General features: G+C 54.9%; 15 protein-coding genes. 6 read left to right on the forward strand and 9 right to left on the reverse strand.

Going from position 1 to position 20,736, the window contains the following annotated elements; genetic code table 11:
• Window positions 1–25 precede the first annotated feature (25 nt).
• The 4 genes from CEE69_RS18350 to CEE69_RS18365 all read right to left on the reverse strand — a co-directional run bounded on the left by CEE69_RS18350 (window position 26) and on the right by CEE69_RS18365 (window position 5,791).
• Window positions 26–3,178, reverse strand: a complete 3,153-nt coding sequence (locus tag CEE69_RS18350; protein ID WP_099262069.1) for an efflux RND transporter permease subunit — start codon at window positions 3,176–3,178, stop codon at window positions 26–28.
• On the reverse strand, window positions 3,175–4,575 hold the full coding sequence (locus CEE69_RS18355) for an efflux RND transporter periplasmic adaptor subunit (RefSeq protein ID WP_099262070.1): 1,401 nt from the start codon (window positions 4,573–4,575) through the stop codon (window positions 3,175–3,177). Before CEE69_RS18355 ends, CEE69_RS18350 begins: the two co-directional genes overlap by 4 nt.
• Before the next feature lie 114 nt (window positions 4,576–4,689).
• Window positions 4,690–5,163 (reverse strand): MarR family winged helix-turn-helix transcriptional regulator, encoded by a 474-nt coding sequence (locus tag CEE69_RS18360; protein WP_099262071.1) that lies wholly within the window; start codon window positions 5,161–5,163, stop codon window positions 4,690–4,692.
• A gap of 202 nt (window positions 5,164–5,365) precedes the next feature.
• Window positions 5,366–5,791 (reverse strand): RrF2 family transcriptional regulator, encoded by a 426-nt coding sequence (locus CEE69_RS18365; RefSeq protein WP_099262072.1) that lies wholly within the window; start codon window positions 5,789–5,791, stop codon window positions 5,366–5,368.
• Between the two features lie 298 nt (window positions 5,792–6,089).
• Here CEE69_RS18365 and CEE69_RS18370 point away from each other — a divergent pair, with 298 nt between their 5' ends.
• The 3 genes from CEE69_RS18370 to CEE69_RS18380 all read left to right on the forward strand — a co-directional run bounded on the left by CEE69_RS18370 (window position 6,090) and on the right by CEE69_RS18380 (window position 11,577).
• Window positions 6,090–6,554: a hypothetical protein gene (locus tag CEE69_RS18370; RefSeq protein ID WP_099262073.1), complete on the forward strand. Its 465-nt coding sequence runs from the start codon at window positions 6,090–6,092 to the stop codon at window positions 6,552–6,554.
• Window positions 6,555–6,845: 291 nt separating this feature from the next.
• Window positions 6,846–9,740 carry a multiheme c-type cytochrome gene (locus CEE69_RS18375; protein WP_099262173.1) on the forward strand — a complete coding sequence of 965 codons (2,895 nt, stop codon included), beginning with the start codon at window positions 6,846–6,848 and terminating at the stop codon, window positions 9,738–9,740.
• On the forward strand, window positions 9,730–11,577 hold the full coding sequence (locus CEE69_RS18380) for a CRTAC1 family protein (RefSeq protein WP_099262074.1): 1,848 nt from the start codon (window positions 9,730–9,732) through the stop codon (window positions 11,575–11,577). Before CEE69_RS18375 ends, CEE69_RS18380 begins: the two co-directional genes overlap by 11 nt.
• Window positions 11,578–11,629: 52 nt before the next feature.
• On the opposite strand, the gene CEE69_RS18385 is transcribed toward CEE69_RS18380, so the two are convergent.
• From CEE69_RS18385 to CEE69_RS18395, 3 genes are read right to left on the reverse strand one after another with little or no spacing between them, the layout of a single operon-like run.
• Complete coding sequence (locus CEE69_RS18385; protein WP_099262075.1) at window positions 11,630–12,766, reverse strand: response regulator; 1,137 nt, start codon at window positions 12,764–12,766, stop codon at window positions 11,630–11,632.
• A 47-nt stretch (window positions 12,767–12,813) separates the two neighbouring features.
• Window positions 12,814–15,126, reverse strand: coding sequence for an ATP-binding protein (locus CEE69_RS18390; RefSeq protein ID WP_099262076.1), 2,313 nt, complete (start codon window positions 15,124–15,126; stop codon window positions 12,814–12,816).
• Window positions 15,127–15,144: 18 nt separating this feature from the next.
• On the reverse strand, window positions 15,145–15,801 hold the full coding sequence (locus tag CEE69_RS18395; protein WP_099262077.1) for a thioredoxin domain-containing protein: 657 nt from the start codon (window positions 15,799–15,801) through the stop codon (window positions 15,145–15,147).
• A gap of 353 nt (window positions 15,802–16,154) precedes the next feature.
• Between CEE69_RS18395 and CEE69_RS18400 the strand changes: the two genes are divergently transcribed.
• Entirely contained in the window at window positions 16,155–17,339 is a 1,185-nt protein-coding gene (locus CEE69_RS18400; protein ID WP_099262175.1) for a threonine/serine exporter family protein, read from the forward strand.
• 22 nt (window positions 17,340–17,361) lie between these two features.
• Here the strand turns inward: CEE69_RS18400 and mntR are convergent, their stop codons facing one another.
• Window positions 17,362–17,775, reverse strand: a complete 414-nt coding sequence (gene mntR, locus CEE69_RS18405; protein WP_099262174.1) for a manganese-binding transcriptional regulator MntR — start codon at window positions 17,773–17,775, stop codon at window positions 17,362–17,364.
• Between the two features lie 287 nt (window positions 17,776–18,062).
• Between mntR and CEE69_RS18410 the strand changes: the two genes are divergently transcribed.
• Both CEE69_RS18410 and CEE69_RS18415 read left to right on the forward strand, forming a co-directional pair.
• Complete coding sequence (locus CEE69_RS18410) at window positions 18,063–19,169, forward strand: DUF1559 family PulG-like putative transporter (RefSeq protein WP_390179984.1); 1,107 nt, start codon at window positions 18,063–18,065, stop codon at window positions 19,167–19,169.
• Window positions 19,169–19,519, forward strand: a complete 351-nt coding sequence (locus CEE69_RS18415) for a hypothetical protein (protein WP_099262079.1) — start codon at window positions 19,169–19,171, stop codon at window positions 19,517–19,519. Before CEE69_RS18410 ends, CEE69_RS18415 begins: the two co-directional genes overlap by 1 nt.
• Before the next feature lie 27 nt (window positions 19,520–19,546).
• On the opposite strand, the gene CEE69_RS18420 is transcribed toward CEE69_RS18415, so the two are convergent.
• Entirely contained in the window at window positions 19,547–20,407 is an 861-nt protein-coding gene (locus CEE69_RS18420) for an endonuclease/exonuclease/phosphatase family protein (protein WP_099262080.1), read from the reverse strand.
• Between the last annotated feature and the right edge of the window lie 329 nt (window positions 20,408–20,736).

Consider the following 20,736-nt stretch of genomic DNA (forward strand, 5'->3'; position numbering starts at 1 on the left):
AATCTCGCTCCTCCAAGCTATCTGATCAAGTGGCATCGGTCTCCACTTTCTTTTGTTTCGCGAAACGTCGCAGCATCACATAGAAGACGGGCGTCAGGAACAAACCAAAGACGGTCACTCCCAACATTCCGGCGAACACCGCGGTGCCAAGCACGCGTCGCATTTCAAACCCGGCACCGGTGGCCACCAACAGTGGCACCACGCCGAGGATGAACGAGAACGCGGTCATCAGGATCGGACGCAATCGCAAGCGGCAGGCTGCGATGGCAGCCTCAAATCGGTTCTTGCCCGCGTCTTCTTCTGCTTTTGCAAATTCAACGATCAAAATCGCGTTCTTGCAGGCCAAGCCAATCAAGACGATGAACCCGATTTGCGTCAGCACATTGTTGTCCATCCCACGGAACCAAACTCCCGAGAGAGCGAACAGCAAACACAGAGGCACAATCAAAATGATTGCCAACGGCAGCAACCAGCTTTCGTACTGGGCCGAAAGAGCCAAGAACACGAACAAGACGGCCAAAGGGAACAGGAACACGATCGTGTTGCCAGCTTGTTTTTCCTGGAACGCGATTTCGGTCCATTCGTATCCGAATCCGGGCGGCAGGTTCTGGTCGGCCAATTGTTCCATTGTCGCCAGCGATTGTCCGGTACTGAAACCAGGGACGGTTGTCCCGTTCAGGTCGGCCGCCGGGAACAAGTTGAATCGCACCAAGCGGTCAGGGCCGGCGGTTTGAGTGATGTTGACGACTGATCCCAGCGCGATCGACGCACCTCGATCGCTGCGAGTTCGAATCTTCGTGATGTCAGTTGCTTCGTCGCGGAATTTTGGTTCGGCTTGAGCGGTCACACGGTAGGTGCGGCCGAGGAAGTTGAAGTCGTTGATGTAAACCGATCCCAAGTAAACCTGCAAAGCTTCGAAGACACGGTTGACCGGAACGTCAAGCATTTGTGCTTTGGTTCGATCCACGTCCGCGTAGACTTGAGGCACATCCATCCGCAGGTTCGAGAACACTTGCGTGACGCCGGGCTGCTGGTTGGCTTGGCCCAACATCGTTTGAGCGACCTGGTTCAACGCGTCCAGACCCGCGCCACTGCGGTCTTGGACATACATCTTGAAACCGCCCCCACGACCGATCCCGCGAATTGGTGGCGGAGGAATGATTAAGATTTGAGCTTCGTTGATCGCGGCCACTTCTCGTCGCATGTCCGCGACGATTGCTTCGACCCCGCGACCTCGTTTGGCTCGTTCCTTGGCATCTTCCAACGGCAGGAACGTGACCGCCGCGTTGGGTTTGATCGAGAACGTTGCTCCGGACAGTCCCGCGATTCCAACCGCGTGGGCGACACCGTCGATCTCTTTTCCGATCTCCGCGACTCGCCGAGTCACACGGTCGGTTCGTGCGAGCGATGCACCGTCGGGCAAGTTGATTGCGACGATCACGTAGCCCTGATCTTGATCAGGAATGAACCCAGTCGGCACCATGCTGAAACTGAATCCGGTGAGGACCAGCAAACCCACGTAGAGCACCATCGCGAAACCGGTCTTCTTGATCAAACGACCAATGATCGATGCGTAGATGTTACTCGTCGCATCAAACGTTCGATTGAACAGTCGGAAGAACCAGCCAAACAGGAAGTCGATGAACTTCCCGATGCGATTCTTAGGAGCATCTTTCGGACGCAACAACAATGCACACAACGCGGGGCTGAGTGTCAGCGAGACAAAGGTTGAAATCGCGGTTGAGATCGAGATCGTCAGTGCAAACTGTTGATAGAACTGCCCACTGATCCCGGGGACGAAGACGGTTGGCACAAACACGGCAATCAAAACGAGGGTTGTCGCAATCAATGCAGAACCGACTTCGTCCATCGCCTTGTGAGTCGCTTCTCGGGCCGTCATGCCTTCGGCGATCAAACGTTCCACGTTTTCCACCACCACAATCGCATCATCGACCACGATCCCGATGGCGAGCACCAAACCAAACAGAGATAGCGTGTTCAGTGTGACGCCGAGGAACTGCATCACCGCGAAAGTTCCGACCAACGAAATTGGAATTGCAATCACGGGAATGATTGTCGGACGCCATCCGTGAAGGAAAAGGAACACGGTCAGCACCACAAAGATCGTTGTGATGAAGAGTGTCTCAAACACTTCGGCGATCGATTCCTCGACATAGTCGGTTGGGTTGTAAGCGATCTCGTAGCCGAGCCCTTGGGGGAACTCCTCGCTCATCTCGCTCATGACACGTTTGACTTCGGCCGCCGTATCAACCGCGTTGGTACCAGGACGTTGGTAGACCAACACCGCGATCGCGGATTTGCCGTCGAGGTAACTCAAACGGGAATAATCCTGTGCTCCAAGTTCAATCCGAGCCACATCGCGAAGCCGCGTGATCCTTCCGTCTTCGCCACGTTTGACGATGATGTCACTGAACTCGTCTTCGCGAATCAAGCGACCTTGAGTGGTGACGTTCAACTGAAAGTCACCGGTCTCGTCCGTCGGTGGTTGCCCGATCACACCGGCAGCGACCTGGATGTTTTGAGCTCGAATCGCATCAACGACTTCTCCCGCCGTTAGGTCGACGTGGGTCATCTTTTCGATGTCCAGCCAGATTCGCATGGCGTATTCGTTGCCGCCCGCGATACGAATCTCGCCCACGCCATCCAAACGCATCAATGCATCGCGAACTCGAAGGAATGCGTAGTTACTGATGTAGAGCTGATCACGACTGCCATCGGGCGAGTTCAAGTGAACCACCATCAGCATGTCGGGGATTTGCTTGGTCGTGGTCACACCAATTTGGCGGACTTGTTCTGGCAAACGTGATTCGGCAATCGCGACGCGGTTTTGGACCAACACCTGAGCGTCGTCCAGGTCCGTGCCCAGTTTGAACGTCACGGTCAGCTGCATGGTGCCGTCCGAACTGGACGACGATTCCATGTACAGCATGTCGTCGACGCCGTTCATTTCCTGTTCGATGGGCGTCGCCACCGTGTCGGCGATGACTTCCGGCGTTGCACCGGGATAACTGGCGCGAACCAAAACCGTCGGTGGTGCGACGCTGGGATACTGCGAAACCGGCAGCGTGAAATACACGATGCCGCCCACCAGCACGATCACAAACGACAGCACCGACGCGAAGATCGGACGCTCGATAAAGAAGTGGGGAAACTTCATCGTTTCACCTCCGTCATGCGATCCGCAACTGGAACGGCGGTGGGAGCGGGCGAAATCCATTTGTCTTTCGGAACCGGCTGATACTCGTCCGGCAATCCGTCTTCGACGATTTCAATTGTTCCGTCGATCGTGTTCACTTCCGCATCGGGCCGAGCCTGCATCAAACCTTCGGTGACCAAAAGTTCGGTTCCATCGAGCCCCTCGCGAATGACTCGCAAGCCATCGATGATTGGACCGCTGGTGATGGGCCGACGCCGGATCACACCGTCCACCACGATGTAGACGTATTGCGTCGATTGGTCGGTGCCGATTGCCGAGTCTGGAATCAAAACCGCTTGATGCGGTGCACTGCCTGGAAGTCGAATGCGAGCGAACATGCCGGGAAGCAACAGTTCATCTTCGTTCGCAAAGACGCTTCGGGCACGTAGGCTGGCCGTGTTGACATCAAAGCGGTTGTCGACGAAGTCCATGTGTCCCTGGTGAGGGAAACCGTCTTCATCAACCAAGCCAAGGTACACGGGGTTCTTTGCGACCCGCGAACTTTCGCGTTCGCCGGATTTGGCCAAGCGAGAATATTTCAAGACGTCTTGTTCGGTTGCGTCAAACACGCAGTAGATCGGCTGCACCGAAGCGATGGTGGTCAACAAGGACGAGGTCGCACTGCCGCCGGCAATCAAGTTGCCTTCCGTGACGAACTTGCGACTGATTCGACCGGTGATGGGCGCACGGATGCGTGTGTATTGCAAGTTGAGTTCGGCGGTTTCTACACCGGCCTTGGCCAGTTCGATTTCGGCTTGAGCCGTTGCGATCGCGGCTTCGGATGAATTCAGGCTGGCACGAACACCTTCGATGTCGGCCTTGGCTTTGAGGAACTCCGCCTCACGATCATCCAGTTCATCTTGCGACGATGCATTTCGCTCGACCAAGTTCTGAGTTCGTTTGTAACGGACATCAGCGAGGTTCAGTTGGGCCTCGGATTGCAAGAGGTTTGCGCGGGCGACCTCCGTCATCGCTTTGGCTTGGTTGAGTTGTGATTTCGATTGCTGGAGTTTGGCTTGGGCTGCCGACAGTTCAGCTTCGTACGGACGCGGATCGATGATGAACAACAGGTCGTTCTCTTCGACGATTTGTCCTTCGTCAAAGTGGACCGACTGCAAGTAACCGCCCACGCGACCACGGACCTCCACCAAATCGACCGCTTCCAAGCGTCCGGTGAAGGCGTCCCACTCAACGATCTTTTTGGAAACGGGTTGGGCGACGGTCACGGTGGGTTTGGGCATCGCCGGCGGCCCACTTGGGCCTTGATTGCATCCAGCGACAGCGAGCAGTATCCCACTGATGCCGACCCCGAGGGCAAACTTGCCGAGAGCAGAAAGATTCACGTGAGGAGGATTCATGATCGGGTTCGATTCAAAGACGATAGAGTTCGGGTGGGACCTGCGGCGTGTCGGCTTGATGGGCGGACAGGGCCGAGGTGAATTGGGTTCGGGGTCTGGTGGGTGGGCGTGAAATCAGTCGTCGCAATGAGAAATCGACTCACGAGTTCGATTGAGCAATTGCAAAAGACTCTGCTTGTCCGCCTGACTGAGTTGCAGAAGCATCCGATCTTCCATCTCTCGGAGCGGTTGCATGGTGTCTTTCACAAGTTGTTTGCCCTTTTCAGTGATTGCCACGTGCACAACGCGGCGGTCCTCGGTGCTGCGATTTCGCTCCACCAATTCTTGCGAGCAAAGATGGTCGACCAGCGATGTGACCGCAGGAACAACCTGAATCATCTGCTCGCCAATCTCGCCACAGGTCAGCGGCCGTTCAGCAAGCGCCAAACTGCGGAGAATGTTGAATCGAGATAGCGTCAAACCGTGTTCGCGAAAGAGACGCGAGAAACGATTGTCGAGCTGGTCACCGATGCGGAGGAAATTCAGCAACACTTCTTGGTCCAAGCATCGAAATGGCTGGGGGCGGTTCAGTTCTTGTTGCAGATTCATTGCGATTTCCCAAAACGGACTTCGTTTCACTGCTGAATAGGTTATTAGTGAAATATCTTTTGTCGAATTGTTTCCGCCGATAAAACACAAGGGATTCCTGGTTCACGATGCGAGTCGATTGCGGCGTGTGCCGGTCCGCAAAGGATGCCGGTAGGCGATCGTATGTACAGATCGCCGTCGATAGAGGATCAGCAAGCGCCGATCAGTTGGACTCGATTCGGTCCAGTTGCCCGCGAGTGGGGATGACGTCCGCGAGCGTGACGCTGTTGAGATAGTCCATCTGAACGCGTTCCGCTTTTGCGAGCACACCGCTGAGCTTGCAGAACGAGTGAATCACGCAACCGTGATCGCTGGCCACACAAGGCAATAAATGCGTGTCGTTTTCGATTGTCGAAATGACCTGACCGACCGTGACGTCTTCCGGACGGACCGCCAATTCGATGCCGCCGCCGACGCCGCGGATGCTTCGCACGTAGCCTTCACGAGCCAGCAGATTGACGACCTTGGCCACATGATTGACAGAGATGTTGAACAGAGAAGCAACCCCGGCGACGTTGGCACGAGATTCTCTCGTCGCCAAATACATCAACGTGCGCAGTGCGTAGTCGGTTTGGGTTGTCAGTTTCATGTCGATCCAGCGTAAACCTAACGGGCCGGCTTATCGTACTCAAACTTGCATTTCTTGAGTATTCCACTGGCAAAAACGATGTTTTGCGATAGTGCAATGTGAGCGGTGTTGGTTCCGGATTCGGTTTTCGGTTCCTGTTTAGAATGAGAGCCCGAACTCGCTTCGGGGTGGAAACTCCCCTTGCACAATTGACTTGGGGGTTGTGTCTGCCTAGGCTCGTTGTCAGGCCGCTTCGCTCTTGGTCGAGCATTGCTTCTCTCAAGGTGGCCAACACTCAGTTGGATCGACTGAAAAAAATATGCCGCGTGTTCTTATCCTCATCGTCGTCGCTGTGTTGCTGGCGGGTGTTTTGACACCACGTTCAGCCGAAGCGAGTTGCGGGGATTGGTTGCAGCATTCCGGTGGCACTTCGATGGTCACCTCGAATCAGTCATCGGTCCGATTCAGCGAAAGGCAGACCGGCGAACCCGGTGCCCCGTCGAGTCACGAGTTGACCGAAGGAAGCCAGGGGGTTGCCGGACAACCGGTCCCTGCGAAGCCCTGTGATGGGCCGTTGTGTGGCCAGTTGCCAACGCTTCCGATTCCCGCACCAATGCTTCCGTCGGCCGAACGTCCGCAACACGACGCGGTCTGGAAAGAGGCATCGCTGCGAGTTCGCGTGGGGCAGTTCGTTCGTCGATCGCAGGAAGAAGCAGCTGATGTCCAACAAGGATTCTTGATGGGAATCGATCGACCGCCGCAGGCGACTTTGTCTCTGACTTGAGCAGGTCGTTCTCCACTGGCTAGTTTGCACGTGCTGATCCCTCCGTCGTCGTCTCTCGCGATGATGGATGTGTCGGCGTAGCAATGTCCAATATCGCCGTTTGGGCGTTGGGTCACAGTTGCGGATGAAATCTTGCTCGATGTTGATGCCTGTGCCACGTTCTGTCGGCCGGTCAACACAGGATCACGGTCGGAAGCGATTCGCTTCCTTCCGCTTGATGCACTCCATCCGAAGACGTCGGTCGCGGGTGCACATCCAGTCTGCAAGCTGATCATTCATTGGACTCATTTTATGTCATCTGTTGCACAATCCGGTGCGGCCGTGCCGAAGCCGCGAAAAAAGTATGTTCGCGCGGTCGGGCCGCGTCTGAAGAAGTTGCTTTACGCCATCTTTGTTCTTTTCGCGTTGCTGCTTGCCAATTCTGGGTATCTAGCAACGTTCACGTTCCTGGAATGGTTTCGTGATCAGACGTACCAGGACTATTTCTATCAGTACATGTTCTTCGCTCACTTGGTGATGGGACTGCTGTTGATCTTGCCGGTCGTCATCTTTGGTTTCATCCATATGTGGAACACCAAAGATCGTCGCAACCGGCGAGCGGTCCGAATCGGCTACGCTCTTTTCGCGGTCAGTTTGGGCATTCTCACGACGGGAATCTTGTTGGTTCGGATCGGAGGTTTTGACCTGAAGCAACCTTTGGCACGCAGCACGGTGTATTGGTTGCACGTCGCGTTTCCGCTGGCTTCGATTTGGCTCTACTGGCTGCACCGTTTGGCCGGGCCTCGGATCAAGTGGCGAATTGGAATGAGCTTTGGCGGTGTCGCGGCGGCGTCGATCGCTGCCATGGTGATCTTGCAGATGCAGGACCCTCGCCAGTGGAACGCGATTGGTCCCGATTCAGGAACGCAGTACTTCGAACCGTCGCTCGCACGAACGTCTAGTGGCAACTTCATTCCGTCGAATGCGTTGATGAACGATGAATACTGCTTGAAGTGCCATGCCGACATTCACAAGGATTGGCAGGACAGCGTTCATCGATTCAGTTCCTTCAACAACGCACCGTATTTTGCCAGCGTTAGTGAAACGCGTGCGAAGTCGCTCGAGCGTGATGGCTCGGTTCAAGCTTCACGCTGGTGCGCAGGGTGTCACGACCCCGTGCCGTTTTTCTCCGGAGCGTTTGATGATCCAAACTTTGACATGTTGGATCACCCAACCGCGAAAGCGGGGATCACTTGCACGGTCTGTCACGCGATCACCAACGTCAACAGCGTTCGTGGCAACGCGGACTACACGATCGAAGAACCACTGCATTACCCGTTTGCCAGCAGCGAAAACGCGGCGTTGCAATGGATCAACAATCAATTGGTCAAAGCGAAACCGTCTTTCCATAAGAAGACTTTCCTGAAGCCATTTCACAAGACGGCAGAGTTTTGTTCGACCTGTCACAAGGTGCACTTGCCCGAGGCGTTGACCGGCTACAAGGAATTCTTGCGTGGCCAGAACCACTATGACCCGTACCTGTTCAGCGGCGTGTCGGGTCACGGAGCGAGAAGTTTTTACTACCCGCCCAAAGCCGTCGACAATTGCAGCAAATGTCACATGCCGTTGGTGGCTTCCAACGACTTCGGCGCGAAAATGTTTGATGACGCGGAGGAACTGAGTGTCCATGACCACATGTTCCCATCCGCGAACACCGGCATCGCATGGCTTCGCGACCGAGACGATGTGATCGCGGCGCATCAAGAGTATCTGCAGGACGTGATGCGTGTTGACATTTTTGGCGTCCGTGAAGGCGGCGAGATCGATGGCGAATTGATCGCTCCGCTGCGTCCACAGGTGCCGTCGCTGAAACGCGGTGAAAAGTATCTGCTCGAGACGGTGATTCGAACGATGAAGATGGGACACCTGTTTTCACAAGGCACTGTCGACAGCAACGAAATTTGGTTGGAAGTCAAAGTCACCAGCGGTGATCGCCTGATCGGTCACAGTGGTTTGATCGACGAAGGCAAACACAATGAAGTTGACCCATGGTCGCACTTCATCAACGTTTTCATGCTGGACAAGGACGGCAATCGCATCAACCGACGCAATGCGGAAGATATCTTCACTCCGCTTTACAACCATCAAATTCCACCGGGCGCCGGCCAAACGGTTCACTACGAACTGAATGTTCCGGACGATGTCTCGGAGCCGGTTCAAGTCGAGATCAAGTTGCTGTATCGGAAGTTTGACACGGAGTACATGGATTTCGTTGCGAAGCAGAACGAGAAATTCGGCAACCTGATTCGTGGTCACGTGCCCGGCCAGGACTACACGAATGAGTTGCCCATCACCACGATGGCAGTCGACACAGTTGTCTTTCCGGTGGAGGGACTTGATCAGTCCGTCGAGAATCCGCCGCGTGACATTCCGACCTGGCAACGGTGGAACGATTACGGCATTGGATTGCTGCTCAAGGGAAAAGCTGAACTTCGTCAGGCAGAAAATGCCTTCCGCGCCGTGGAGGAACTTGATCGCTACGACGGTCCAATGAACCTAGCTCGTGTGTTGAACACCGAAGGCCGTTTGGACGAAGCGGTCGAGGCGCTGCAGCGTGCCGATGAATTCCGCGACACGGAAGGATTCCCACGTTGGACGTGGGCCTGGTTGTCGGGCGTCATCAACTCGCAACAGGGACGCCTCGAAGAAGCCGAGCAGAATCTTCGCAGCGTGTTGGAAGACAGCACAGAAGACATGCAACGTCGAGGTTTTGATTTCAGTCTGGACATCGAAGTCATCAACCAGCTTGGCCGAACGCTGTTTGATCTCGGCAACATTCGCGATCGGCAACGTCGATCCGACGAGAGCCTGGCGTACTTGGAAGAAGCGGTTTCGCAGTATCGGAAGACGTTGATGATTGATCCTGAAAACGTTTCAGCTCATCACAACCTGCAACTGCTCTACGAACGACTCGATGACCAAGAATCAGCCGAGAAACATCGAAAGCTGCATCAGATCTACAAGCCCGATGACAACGCTCAAGGGCGAGCCATTCGGCTGGCGCGTGAAAAATATCCCGCTGCGGATCATGCCGCCGAAGCTGTCGTGAAGTACTCGTTGCATCGCGAATTACCAACCCAAACCGCTGCGGATGAGGCCACTGAGGTCACCGCTGATAACCCGCAGGAGAATTCCAATGACCAGTGATCCGCAATCGAACGAAGTCGACGAAAGTGAGTTGCGAGACGATGCCGACATCGGTCGTGCGATGCGAGGATCGTTGATCGCATTGGTCGTTCTGGCGTTGCTCGGTGGTGTTGCCGCGTACATTCTGACGCGTCCCAAACCGGCGCCACCGGTGCGCGAGTCCAAGCTCGCGAATGTCGCTGTGCGAGAGCAGCCGAAGGTGCAGGTTCCGACGACACCGTTCAAGGACATCACGGAAGAAGCTGGGATCTCGTTCGTGCACAACAATGGTGCGACCGGTGACAAACTGCTGCCGGAAACGATGGGCGGCGGCAGCGCGTTCTTTGATTTCGACAACGATGGAGATCAAGACTTGCTGCTGATCAATTCGATGGACTGGTCTTGGGACGAACCAAGCGGTCGGCGAAACACATCGGCGCTTTATCAAAACGAAGGCGGCAAGTTCGTTGACGTCACCGAGGACTCTGGGCTGGACGTCGAGTTGTATGGAATGGGTGTCGCGGTTGGCGACTACGATCAAGATGGCTTGGTCGACGTTTTTATTTCCGCGGTCGGGGCCAACCGGCTGTTTCGTAACTTGGGTGAAGGCAAGTTCGACGACATGACGGAGGATGCTGGCGTGGGAGGCGAGGCAGATCGATGGAGCACCAGTTCCGGTTGGTTTGACTACGACAACGACGGTGATCTGGATTTGTTTGTCTGCAACTATGTCGGTTGGAGCCGCGAATACGATCAGTCGCAGGGGTTTCAGCTTGTTGGTGGCGGTCGAGCTTATGGCAGGCCGCAAAACTTCGAAGGCACGTTTCCTTATCTTTACCGCAATGAAGGAGATGGCAAGTTCACCGACGTTTCCGAAGAAGCTGGCATTCAAATTCGCAACGTGTCCACCAATGTGCCGCAGTCAAAGTCGCTCGGATTGGCCCTGTGTGACTTTGATCGCAATGGGTTCGTGGATGTCGTGGTGGCCAACGACACCGTACAGAATTGCCTGTTGAGAAACGGTGGCGATGGCAAATTCACGGAGATGGGAGCGATCTGTGGGATCGCCTTCGATGCGACGGGCAACGCTCGCGGGGCCATGGGGATCGACGTGACAACGTTTCGCGAGCGTTCCAGCATGGCGGTCGCGATCGGAAACTTCTCCAATGAGATGACCGCTTTGTATGTGACCAAAGCCGGCCGAATGCAGTTTTACGATGAAGCGGTTTCAACCGGGCTCGGCCCCAGCACGCGATTGTTGCTGACGTTTGGTTTGGCGTATGTCGACTATGATTTGGATGGCCGTTTGGATCTGTTTTGTGCGAACGGGCACCTGGAAGAGGACATCAACCGGGTGCAGCCAAGCCAGCACTACGAGCAGCCACCGCAGATGTTTTGGAACGCGGGACCGGAGTATGAAACCGAGTTCCTGCCCGTTGGTGCCGAGCAGCTAGGCGATGAGTTTGTTCAGCCCATGGTGGGCCGCGGTGCTTCGTACGCGGACATCGATCTGGATGGCGATTTGGATCTCTTGATCACATCTGTTGGCCGGGCCCCGCGATTGTTGCGGAACGACCAAGACACCGGTCACCACTGGTTGCGTTTGAAGTTGGTGGGCGACGGCGAGAAGTGCAATCGCGATGCGATTGGTGCGTGGGTCGAGGTCACCGTTGGCGAAGAAGTGATTTCCAAGCAGGTGATGCCCACACGAAGCTATTTGACTCAGGTGGAGTTGCCGCTGACATTCGGTCTGGGCGAACACGATTCCATTGAGAACGTGACCGTTCAATGGCCCGACGGTGAGGTGGTTGAACTAGGGCCAATGGAAATCGACCGGTCGCACAAGATCACTCGTTGATCTGCCAAGCCGTGTCTTCGTTTCGACAATTTGAACGAGGCGATCCTATGAACTAGACCGCTGCGACTTGCTTCGAATGTTTGGCCGGAATTTCAACCGCGACGGATTCCAGTCCGACCAGGTTGCGAAGCCGCGTGACCATCGGGGGTGATAGCTTACGGCCCGATGCGATCAGCAAGAGTCCATTTGGCATTCGAACATCTTCGGCAACGGTCATTCCCGTTAGCAGTTCCGAAGTCGGGATGCTTTCGATCGTTGGCTGTGGTTGAGCATCGTTGGAGAGGCGGACATGCTCGGTCAGTTGATTGTCGAGGTCAGGAAATCGATCTTCAATTTCGGACTGAGCAACGTCGCCTTCATCCCCGCGGCGTTTCAGCAGGCTTTGGTAGTAACTGAGTAAGATCACTTGAGCGATCTTGTCGTCATCGTTGTTGCATTTCGCGTTGGTGACATCCGTGGTCCCCATTCGGTCCAAGAGTTCAGCAATGGGTTCCAGACGTGGGATTTGCTTGATCAACTGGCTCGAGATCGAGAAGACCTCTTTCACGACCTGGCGGTGTTCATCCGAAGTGATCGCCGCGCTGGCCAAAGTTTCCCGTTGACCCAAATCGAGCAATGGAACACCGGCGACCATCAACCGTGAGGTCAACGGAATCCTCCAGTCAGACGCAACCTTCGATTCGACAAGCATCGCTTCGGCGGACTGCAAAATGTCGTCCGTGTTCACCAACGGGTCATCGACGTATTCAATGATCTCAACCAGAACGCTGATGGCTCCGGCGAAGGTTTTCTTGAGCAATTCTTCCTTGCTGGTGATCAAGTCATGCTGCTTGATCCCCGCGTTGATGGCGGCTTTGATGTCGCTCATCTGGCAAGGCTTGTTAAGGAACCGGAAAACCTGCCCCTCGTTGACCGCCTCCATCGCGGTGGTCAAGTCTTGGTTGCCGGTTAGCATCAGATACACGCTGTTCGGCGCGATCTGGCGTGCTTTTTGAATGACCTCAATGCCTTCCATCCCAGGCATCCGCATGTCGACCATGATGACCGAGAAAGGCTCGGACTTCTTGATGCAAGCCAACGCCTCGGGCCCCGATTCGCAGGTCGTGACCTCGAAGTCAAAAGACAAGTTGCGTTTCAGCGTGTTCAGCAAGCTGTAGTCGTCGTCGACCAGTAATATGCGTTCGTTCATTGGACGCCCCAAATGGACTGTTGCGTGAGATCGCGGGTTTCAAAAAGTTAGGTGAGAATCGGGACACGACAAGTGTCCGATTGGTGTGCATCAGACTCATCGGCGGTTGACTGATGAGATTTTAATGGCAGGATCACGATGAAACTGCTTCCAGCGTTTGGCTCAGACTCCACACGGATGGTTCCGTTGTGTTTGGAAGAGACAATGTTGTAGGTCAACGAAAGTCCCATTCCTGTGCCTTTGCCAACGTCTTTGGTTGTGAAGAACTGGTTGAAGACTTTGGACCGAATGTCTTCCGTCATTCCGGTTCCGTTGTCTCGAACACACATTTCGATGTGATCGCCATTTTGAACGGTTGAGATTGTGATCTTTCCGTCCAAATCGGGATCGCTTTCTTTGCGTTCCGTAATTGCGTCCGCCGCGTTGACAATCAGATTGATGATGACCTGACTGAGTTCGGCTCCGTAGGCAGGGATCAAAGGTAAATCGGGCGAAAGATCGAGTTCCAATTCGGACACATACTTGTATCGGTTGCGGCTGATGATCGACGCCTGGTGAATCAACATGTTCACGTCCGTTTCGTTCATCTCTTGGCGACCGGGATGTGACATCGCCTTCATTGCTCTCACAATTTCGATCACCCGGATCACGGCCTGGGAGGCTTCTTCCACGGCATCAGGTGTTTGTTCCCGCAGCACGTCGTACTTGTGTCGTTTTGTCAGTGAGTCGAGTTGTGATTGAGCATCGTCCGCGCTCAACGAAGGACTTTTCTTCAATAGCTCAAGTAGCCCGTCGGTGAACTGGAAGAGTCGTTCATAGCTCATCGTCAAGAATTCGACGTTCCCGCTGACGCACTGCATCGGAGTGTTGATCTCGTGAGCGATGCCCGCGGCGAGTTGCCCCATGGATTCAAGCTTTTGAGCTTGTGCCAGTTGGCGTTCCATCGCTTGGGAATCGCTCAGGTCGGTGCAGAAGGCGACAAACACAGGACGCGCTTCGAACGTCGATCGGTGAATGTCCACGTGCACTGGGAAGACAGTGCCGTCCTTGCGAACGTGGTTGGAATCAAAGGCGCAACGTCCTCGCGGATCTGACATCGCCACGGTGATCCGGTCGCGGAGTTCCTGGTTGGACATGTCTTGAAGGAAGTCTTCAGGGGACATGTTCGCTAGGTCTTCCATTTCCAGTCCGAGGCTGCGTGCGAAGCCTTGGTTGGCCTCCACCAAGCGATAGGATTCGAAATCAAAGATATACAGTTCGTTGGGAGAATCCTGAATCAAGTTTGCCAACGACTTCGCTCGCGATTCCGCATTCTTGAGCGTGGTGATGTCCAAAAAGCTTCCCAAGGTCCCGAAGCAATTGTCTTCGTGATCATGAAGGGAGGTCGCACCAGCAAGTACGGTGCGGTACTCACCAGCGATGTTGTGCAGAGTCTCTTCGATGTTGACGAGTTCTACATTTTCATCGGGGGAGTCGCAGAAACTGGAGAGTCGATTCATGGTTTGGTCATTGGATGGGATGATATCGTTCATCCGTTTGCCAATGATTTCGTCGGGTGACTTCAATCCGAAGAAGTCGCTGAACATCTCGTTGCAACCCATGAAGGTTCCTTCCTTGTCACGCCAGAAGACTGCGGCAGGAATTCGCTGCAAAATCGTGTCGAGAATGCGGCGTTGTTGCTCAATTTCAGAGGTGCGACTGTGGACGCGCTGCTCCAGTAAGTCTCGTTGCTGAGTCAGTGAGGACTGGAGTTTGGCAAGTTCCCAAAGTGACTGCCGGTTCTGACGCACGCCCAGGACAAGAAAGGTCGTTTCGAAGGCGATCCATCCTGCATGTTCGAGCGCGCGAAGGGGTGACGGCGAGAAGATGCCGAATACCGATTCGGGCCAAAAAAGACTGCGGATAAAGTGATCGAGACTGACAACGGACACGGCGGGTAAAAAGACCCAGGGGTCTTTGTAGAATGCCAGGAACGCGAGTGAACCGAAGATGTGAAAGTGAGATTCGATCCGGCCGCCCATCAGGTGAATCAGCAAGGCTGAGAACTGCATTTGAGCCATCGCCATGATCATCCGCGTCAGGCGTTGGCCGGGGAAGTTCATTGCCAAGAACACCGGGAAAACGGTGAGCAAGCCTCCCCCAATGATCGCACTCCAGACATGCAAATGGACGAGCTTCTGAGATCCAATCCATGTATATGGCGAAATCCAAAGGGCGCAACCGATTGCAAACATCCATTGCAGGGCAAGCACGATTGATAATGCGCGGTCCGCATTGATCTGGCGTGATTGCAAATGCTCGGCGAAGAGTGTGTCTGCACTCTTGTGTGGCGAGATCGTTTCGAGTTCGTTGTCCGACATGTCAATCCGTCTCTATGACTACAGGCTACAACCGTAAACCGGTGTGGTAGTGAGAGGCGGTGTTTTGCCTTGAATCAACATGGAAATGGAACGCACCCCAAGGTTGTCACCTTCATGGTTGCGAGAAACGGTGATGCCACCGTGAAAACGAGATTTGCCGCGAGGATCAAATACAATGACTGCGCCAGATGTTTTCATCCCCAATTCGAACGCTGTCTCGCCGCCCTCGTCAGCTTGGATGACGGAGCGAGGAATACACGCGAGACGAGATGAGATTTTTCCGTTCATCCAATCGGGCGTGCTGTTGACCGGGTGGAAAACCAGGAAGCGGCATCTCACGTTGTCGTCGACTTTGTCGAGCAGTCTGTTCAGTTCGTTGACCGAAGCGACTGTGCAAGGGCATTTCGGATGGACGGCCATCACGATTTCCCATTCAGTTGTAGATGATGCGTTGAGGAAGCCCGAGACGTTTCGAAACGGTGCAACGCCCGGAGGCAGGTCGGATTCTCCAGGTGTGGTGCCGTAGGCAATCAACGCGAAGAACAGGCCTACCAAAACGCAGCCCCATAAGACCGCGACGCGTACTAGGTACGGCGGTATCTTTTTTGTTATTGGACGGACCTCTAGCAGGTCCGCATTCTGGATGAATCCAGAAGCGTTTTCTTGATGTAACATGTCACGTGCCCCGCGATCGATGTTGAATAAGTGTTGACTAGCACCTCGATAGGTCGAGGCTGTAGAACGCTACATTGGAAAATCGCTTTGAGCCTCGATTAGAAAGATTTGGGGAGGAGAAACGCGACGCCTAGACTGGGGGTGAAGTGACCTTGGCGGTTAAGCCGGATATGTGGGTCGCTCGGAATCGGATGGGGGGCGGGCTGCGGAACAAGCCACGTTCTGTCTACACTGCCGAGGATCTGATGTGTTGCGAGAATGGTGGGCATCGTTTGTCAGTCCAATGCGCTTCGTGACTCCGTCTCCAGGTGAAGGTTCATCGCGTGTCCACTGTTTCCTCCGTCGAGCTCATCATGGAACTCGCGAGAAGCTTGCACGCATGCGGGTCTCCGGCGTATGAGTTGGACCTGGAGATGGAACAGGTCGCTGCTTCGCTGGGCCGGGAAGCGACCTTCTTTTCAACACCGACGGCGTTGTTTGTCACCTTTGGTCGTGACGAGACTCGACTGTTGCGGGTCTACCCCAGCGATACCAATTTGGGACGCTATGCAGCTCTGTTTGAACTGCAGCGTTCGATTCAGGAAGAGCAGTTGGATGTCCCGCAAGCGTGGGATCGACTGACTGAGATCAATGAGATGCGAGACGGCTACGGACCGGCGATCCAAATTGCTTCTCACGGTGGAGTTGCGGCCTGCATCAGTGTTCTGGTGGGAGGCGATGGAATGGTGGTGTTCTCGGCCGGCGTGATTGGATTGATCGTTGGCGTGCTGGTGGTTTGGTTGAACCACCTTCGTCATCAAGTTCATTTGATCAATGTGGTTGCCGGTTTTGTCGCAAGTTCAATCGCTTGTGTGATTCAGGCCTTTGTGGGATCGGGCAACTTCGAGCTCACCTCGTTGGCAGCGTTGATCCTGTTGGTTCCTGGGCTGCACCTGACGATCAGCATCAATGAATTGGCAACACAGAATTTGGCGTCGGGCTCGGCTCGTTTCGCCGGGGCGATGACAACGTTGCTGACCATCGTGTTTGGAGTTTCGATGGGCTACGGCTTGGTCAACGCGATTCGTCCGGTACCCGCATCCTTGCCACTGAATTCGCCGGATCTCTTTGCGTCCGCTTTGGTGCTGGTGCCGATCGGATTATGCGTCGCCGTGACGTTTCGCACGCGCTACCGCGACATCCCTTGGTTGCTGATGTCGACCTTGGTGGGCTACGGAGCATTGCGATTGGCGGGGACCACGTTTGGGCCGTTCGCTTCGGTTGGAATCGCATCGTTTGTCGCGAGCGTGACCAGTCACTTCGCATCCAATCGATTGGGGATTCCGACGGCGGTGATGTTGCTGCCCGCGTTGCTGCTTTTGGTTCCCGGCAGTTTGGGCTTTTCGGGTTTCTCGCAGATCATGGTGCAAGAAGATTTGCCCAGTGGCATCCGACTGACGGCGACGATGATGTTGACGGCGGTTTCCATCGTCGCGGGGTTGTTGCTGACCGACGTCGTGGTTTCGCGGTCTGAAAAGCAATCGTCTGAAGAGGGTTGAGCGTCTCAGATGCGGAGGGTGCCTACTTCGGTGCTGGCAGGCCTTCTTTCAAAATGCGTTTCATCACCCGGAGTGTCTCATCGCTGACGTGGTGCTCCATTCCTTCGCTGTCCACCGCCGCGGTAGTTTCGCTGACGCCTAGACGCAGCAGGAATGATTGAACGACCTTGTGTCGGTTCCGAGCCTTGGTGGCCATTCGCTTGCCTTGCGGCGTCAGCGTGATCGGTTGATAGGGCTCGGTCATGACCAGTCCGTCTCGTTGCAGGCGGCTGATCGTGTTGTTCACCGTCGCATGCGTGACATCGAAGTGACGCACCAAATCGACCGCGCGACAGATCCCGTTTTCCGCGATGGCCTCCGCGATGGCCTCGACATAGTCCTCTGCCACTTCACTGGCGTGATCCGATCGAGTGCGGTGATGCGATTGGGAGGGCAATTTGGGGCCTTTGGAACCGTGCGAACGCAACAAATGGTGAGGGTGAACATTCTAGCAGCGAAATTTGAAGGAGAAACCCTCTTGTTTTGTCTCTGAAGGAAATGTAGCCTCTGCTAAACAAGTTAGCGGGTGCTAACAAAGGGTGTGTGGGATTGTCAAATTTCTGGCGAGGTGTCGTTGGAATTTTGCCCCGATGCCTTTGTTTTTATTTGCCTCAAAACTTAGCTGCGGCTAAGTTGTTGCGTTGGAGAATTCTGATGAGACGGGACGAATCGCAGTTGGTTTCGATGGAGGCTGGTGAAGCCCGCAGGAGCGCCGGCGATCAACAACATCGAGGTGGTTTCACCCTGGTGGAGCTGTTGGTCGTGATTGCGATCATTGGTGTGCTCGTGGGGTTGTTGTTGCCCGCGGTTCAGGCGGCTCGCGAAGCGGCTCGGCGAATGTCGTGCAGCAACAACCTTCGTCAGGTTGGTTTGGCCGCCCAGAACTACCACTCTGCCTATCAGCGATTCCCAGCCGGTTATGTGTCGTTCGAGACCAGTACTGGCGTGGCACCCGCTTCCGTTGCGATGGATCCGGTGACCTGGGACGCCGGGCCCGGTTGGGGCTGGGGGACCGGATTGTTGCCGTTTCTGGAAGCCACGGCGCTGAACGATCAACTTCGGATGGAGGAGCCGATTTGGTCATTGGCCAATGAATCCGCCATCGCATCACGGGTTCCCACCTTTCTGTGCCCGAGTGCAGCGGGAGGGGACGATGCGTTTGAAGTGTTGGACGAAGCGGGCAATGCGTTGCAGTTCAATGGTCGGAGTATCGAACTCGGACGCAGCCATTACGTCGCAAGTCATGGGCAAGAAAGTTGCTGGGGTGAATGTGGCTCTGCGGCGACGGGGATTGTCTTCACCAACATCTACACCTCGGAAACGAAAACGATCGTAATCGATGGAGACGCGGGGCGCGTTGCCGATGGTCCGTTTTATCGAAACTCGAGAACGCGATTTCGAGACGTGTTGGATGGGACCAGCAACACGATCTTCTTTGGCGAGCACACTTCGTCGCTGAGCGAAAAGACTTGGGTGGGTGTCGTCCCGGGGGCGTTCACGCATCCTCGATTTGCTTCACCTGAAAACGGGCCCGACGCTGCTGCAACGCTGACGCTGGTTCACGCGGGACCGTCCGGTGGTGAGCTGGATATCACCGGTTTTCCAATTATCCACCCGGTGAACTTTCCAACCTATCACGTTGGTCAAATGGTGTCGGACCATCCGGGCGGAGGCATGGTCGCTTTTGGTGACGGATCAGTTCGCTTTGTCAGCGACTTTGTGGATCTGTTTCTCTGGGCGGAAATGTCCAGCATGAACGAGAGCGAAGTCATCGACTGGGAGAAGCTCTGATGGCGAATTCCAAAGCGGCTCCTGGCAACGAAGGAAACCCTTGGATCAAATGGGCTTGCATCGCGATCGCCGTGGTCGGCTTGGCGTTCTACTTCTACCCTCGTAGCAGAGTCGAGCTGGACGATCAGGGCTACGATGCTTCGGTGGCGCTGTATCGGATTTGCAATCAGAAAGACACGGAGTCTTTGCAAACGGTTGCCGAGCAAGTCGCTCAGTGGCAAACCGAAGGAAAGCTCTCGGAGCAATCCCACGCATCGCTCCAGCGAGTCATTGATTTGGCCGATGAGGGCGATTGGAACCAAGCCAGCCGGGAATGTCGGCGCATGATGGAAGATCAAGTGCAACGCTGACTCTGTTCCGCCTCGAACGCTCTCAGGTCATTTCGATTGCAGCTGAAGAATCGCGAGAACTGGCCGGTGGTCCGAAGCGATCGGTTCGTCGATCACATCCACTTCTTTGATCGACCATTTGGCAGCGGGGGCGGCAAACAAGAAGTCAATTTCGCGATCGGGTTTGTCGGCTGAGAACGTGAAAGGATCGTCTGCTGGTTTGTCGGCTTCCAAAAAGCCTTCTTGGAAGAGCTTGAGCGTGCGTGAATCCGGGGTGTCATTGAAATCGCCCAATAAGACGGCTGGGTTCGGAAGCGACTCAATGTATTCGCGGACCTTGGTTGCTTGTTCGAATCGAACTGCGTCGTCGCGGATGTAATCGAAGTGCACGTTGACCAGCGTCAGTTTGTTGCCGTCGGGCAAGGCGACGTGAACGGCCAACGCGACGCGAGGTTCGCGACCGCGGGCCAGTTCGACCGCCTCGGTTTTTTCGATCGGGTATCGCGAGAGAATGGCCATCCCGTATCGGCCTCCGTCGTAGTCCATGAATGGGGCGAACGCGGCGTGCATATCGAGTTGTTCACCCAACCATTTGGCTTGGTCGACGTTGCCGCTGCGGTTGCACCGTTCATCAACTTCTTGCAAGCCAACAAAGTCCGGATTGAGTTTCGAGATCACATCCGCGGTTCTTGAAAGGTCCGTTTTTCCGTCGTTTCCGTAGCCACGTTTGATGTTGTAAGACAGCACACGATGCGACGAGTTTGATTCCTCCGCCGATGATTCGCCGGGCATCGCGATCGATATGGATATCGCGATGAGCGAACAAGTCATGAAGCGAATAGCTAGCACGAGAGAAATACGATTGCAAGCAAAGCTCGATGTGGCGAAGCGGTGGCGAAGGAAAGTCATGGTGCGGGTCTTGTCGTGTGAAATGAAAGTCCGGGACAGCAGGCGGAATGACATCAATCATAAGCGATGGGTGGATCCTTGCACGAGCTTGCCACGGCATCTGATTTTGTACGAAGGATGGTCGTTGAGCGTCCATTTGATGGACTCGTAGCTGACCGATTTCCTACCGCCCTCCTCGATCTTGGAGCAAGACGCGAGAGTCGAAAGAGGCATCATCCTGCGTGATGAACGACGAAATGATTCTTGCGCATGAACGACACGTGAAATGGAGCAGAAGAAATGACGCAGCGACGTGAACTGGAACACGACATGCAGACATCTTCGATCGC

It is taken from the genome of Rhodopirellula bahusiensis (assembly GCF_002727185.1).
Classification (GTDB): Bacteria; Planctomycetota; Planctomycetia; order Pirellulales; family Pirellulaceae; genus Rhodopirellula; species Rhodopirellula bahusiensis.

Coding starts and splice junctions, on each gene's coding strand:
- CEE69_RS18390 (WP_099262076.1), bottom strand. CDS start 15,126: ATGTCGGACAACGAACTCGAAACGATCTCGCCACACAAGAGTGCAGAC.
- CEE69_RS18385 (WP_099262075.1), bottom strand. CDS start 12,766: ATGAACGAACGCATATTACTGGTCGACGACGACTACAGCTTGCTGAAC.
- CEE69_RS18410 (WP_390179984.1), top strand. CDS start 18,063: ATGGAGGCTGGTGAAGCCCGCAGGAGCGCCGGCGATCAACAACATCGA.
- CEE69_RS18350 (WP_099262069.1), bottom strand. CDS start 3,178: ATGAAGTTTCCCCACTTCTTTATCGAGCGTCCGATCTTCGCGTCGGTG.
- CEE69_RS18370 (WP_099262073.1), top strand. CDS start 6,090: ATGCCGCGTGTTCTTATCCTCATCGTCGTCGCTGTGTTGCTGGCGGGT.
- CEE69_RS18355 (WP_099262070.1), bottom strand. CDS start 4,575: ATGAATCCTCCTCACGTGAATCTTTCTGCTCTCGGCAAGTTTGCCCTC.
- CEE69_RS18375 (WP_099262173.1), top strand. CDS start 6,846: ATGTCATCTGTTGCACAATCCGGTGCGGCCGTGCCGAAGCCGCGAAAA.
- CEE69_RS18400 (WP_099262175.1), top strand. CDS start 16,155: ATGGAACTCGCGAGAAGCTTGCACGCATGCGGGTCTCCGGCGTATGAG.
- CEE69_RS18395 (WP_099262077.1), bottom strand. CDS start 15,801: ATGTTACATCAAGAAAACGCTTCTGGATTCATCCAGAATGCGGACCTG.
- CEE69_RS18415 (WP_099262079.1), top strand. CDS start 19,169: ATGGCGAATTCCAAAGCGGCTCCTGGCAACGAAGGAAACCCTTGGATC.
- CEE69_RS18380 (WP_099262074.1), top strand. CDS start 9,730: ATGACCAGTGATCCGCAATCGAACGAAGTCGACGAAAGTGAGTTGCGA.
- CEE69_RS18360 (WP_099262071.1), bottom strand. CDS start 5,163: ATGAATCTGCAACAAGAACTGAACCGCCCCCAGCCATTTCGATGCTTG.
- CEE69_RS18420 (WP_099262080.1), bottom strand. CDS start 20,407: ATGACTTTCCTTCGCCACCGCTTCGCCACATCGAGCTTTGCTTGCAAT.
- CEE69_RS18365 (WP_099262072.1), bottom strand. CDS start 5,791: ATGAAACTGACAACCCAAACCGACTACGCACTGCGCACGTTGATGTAT.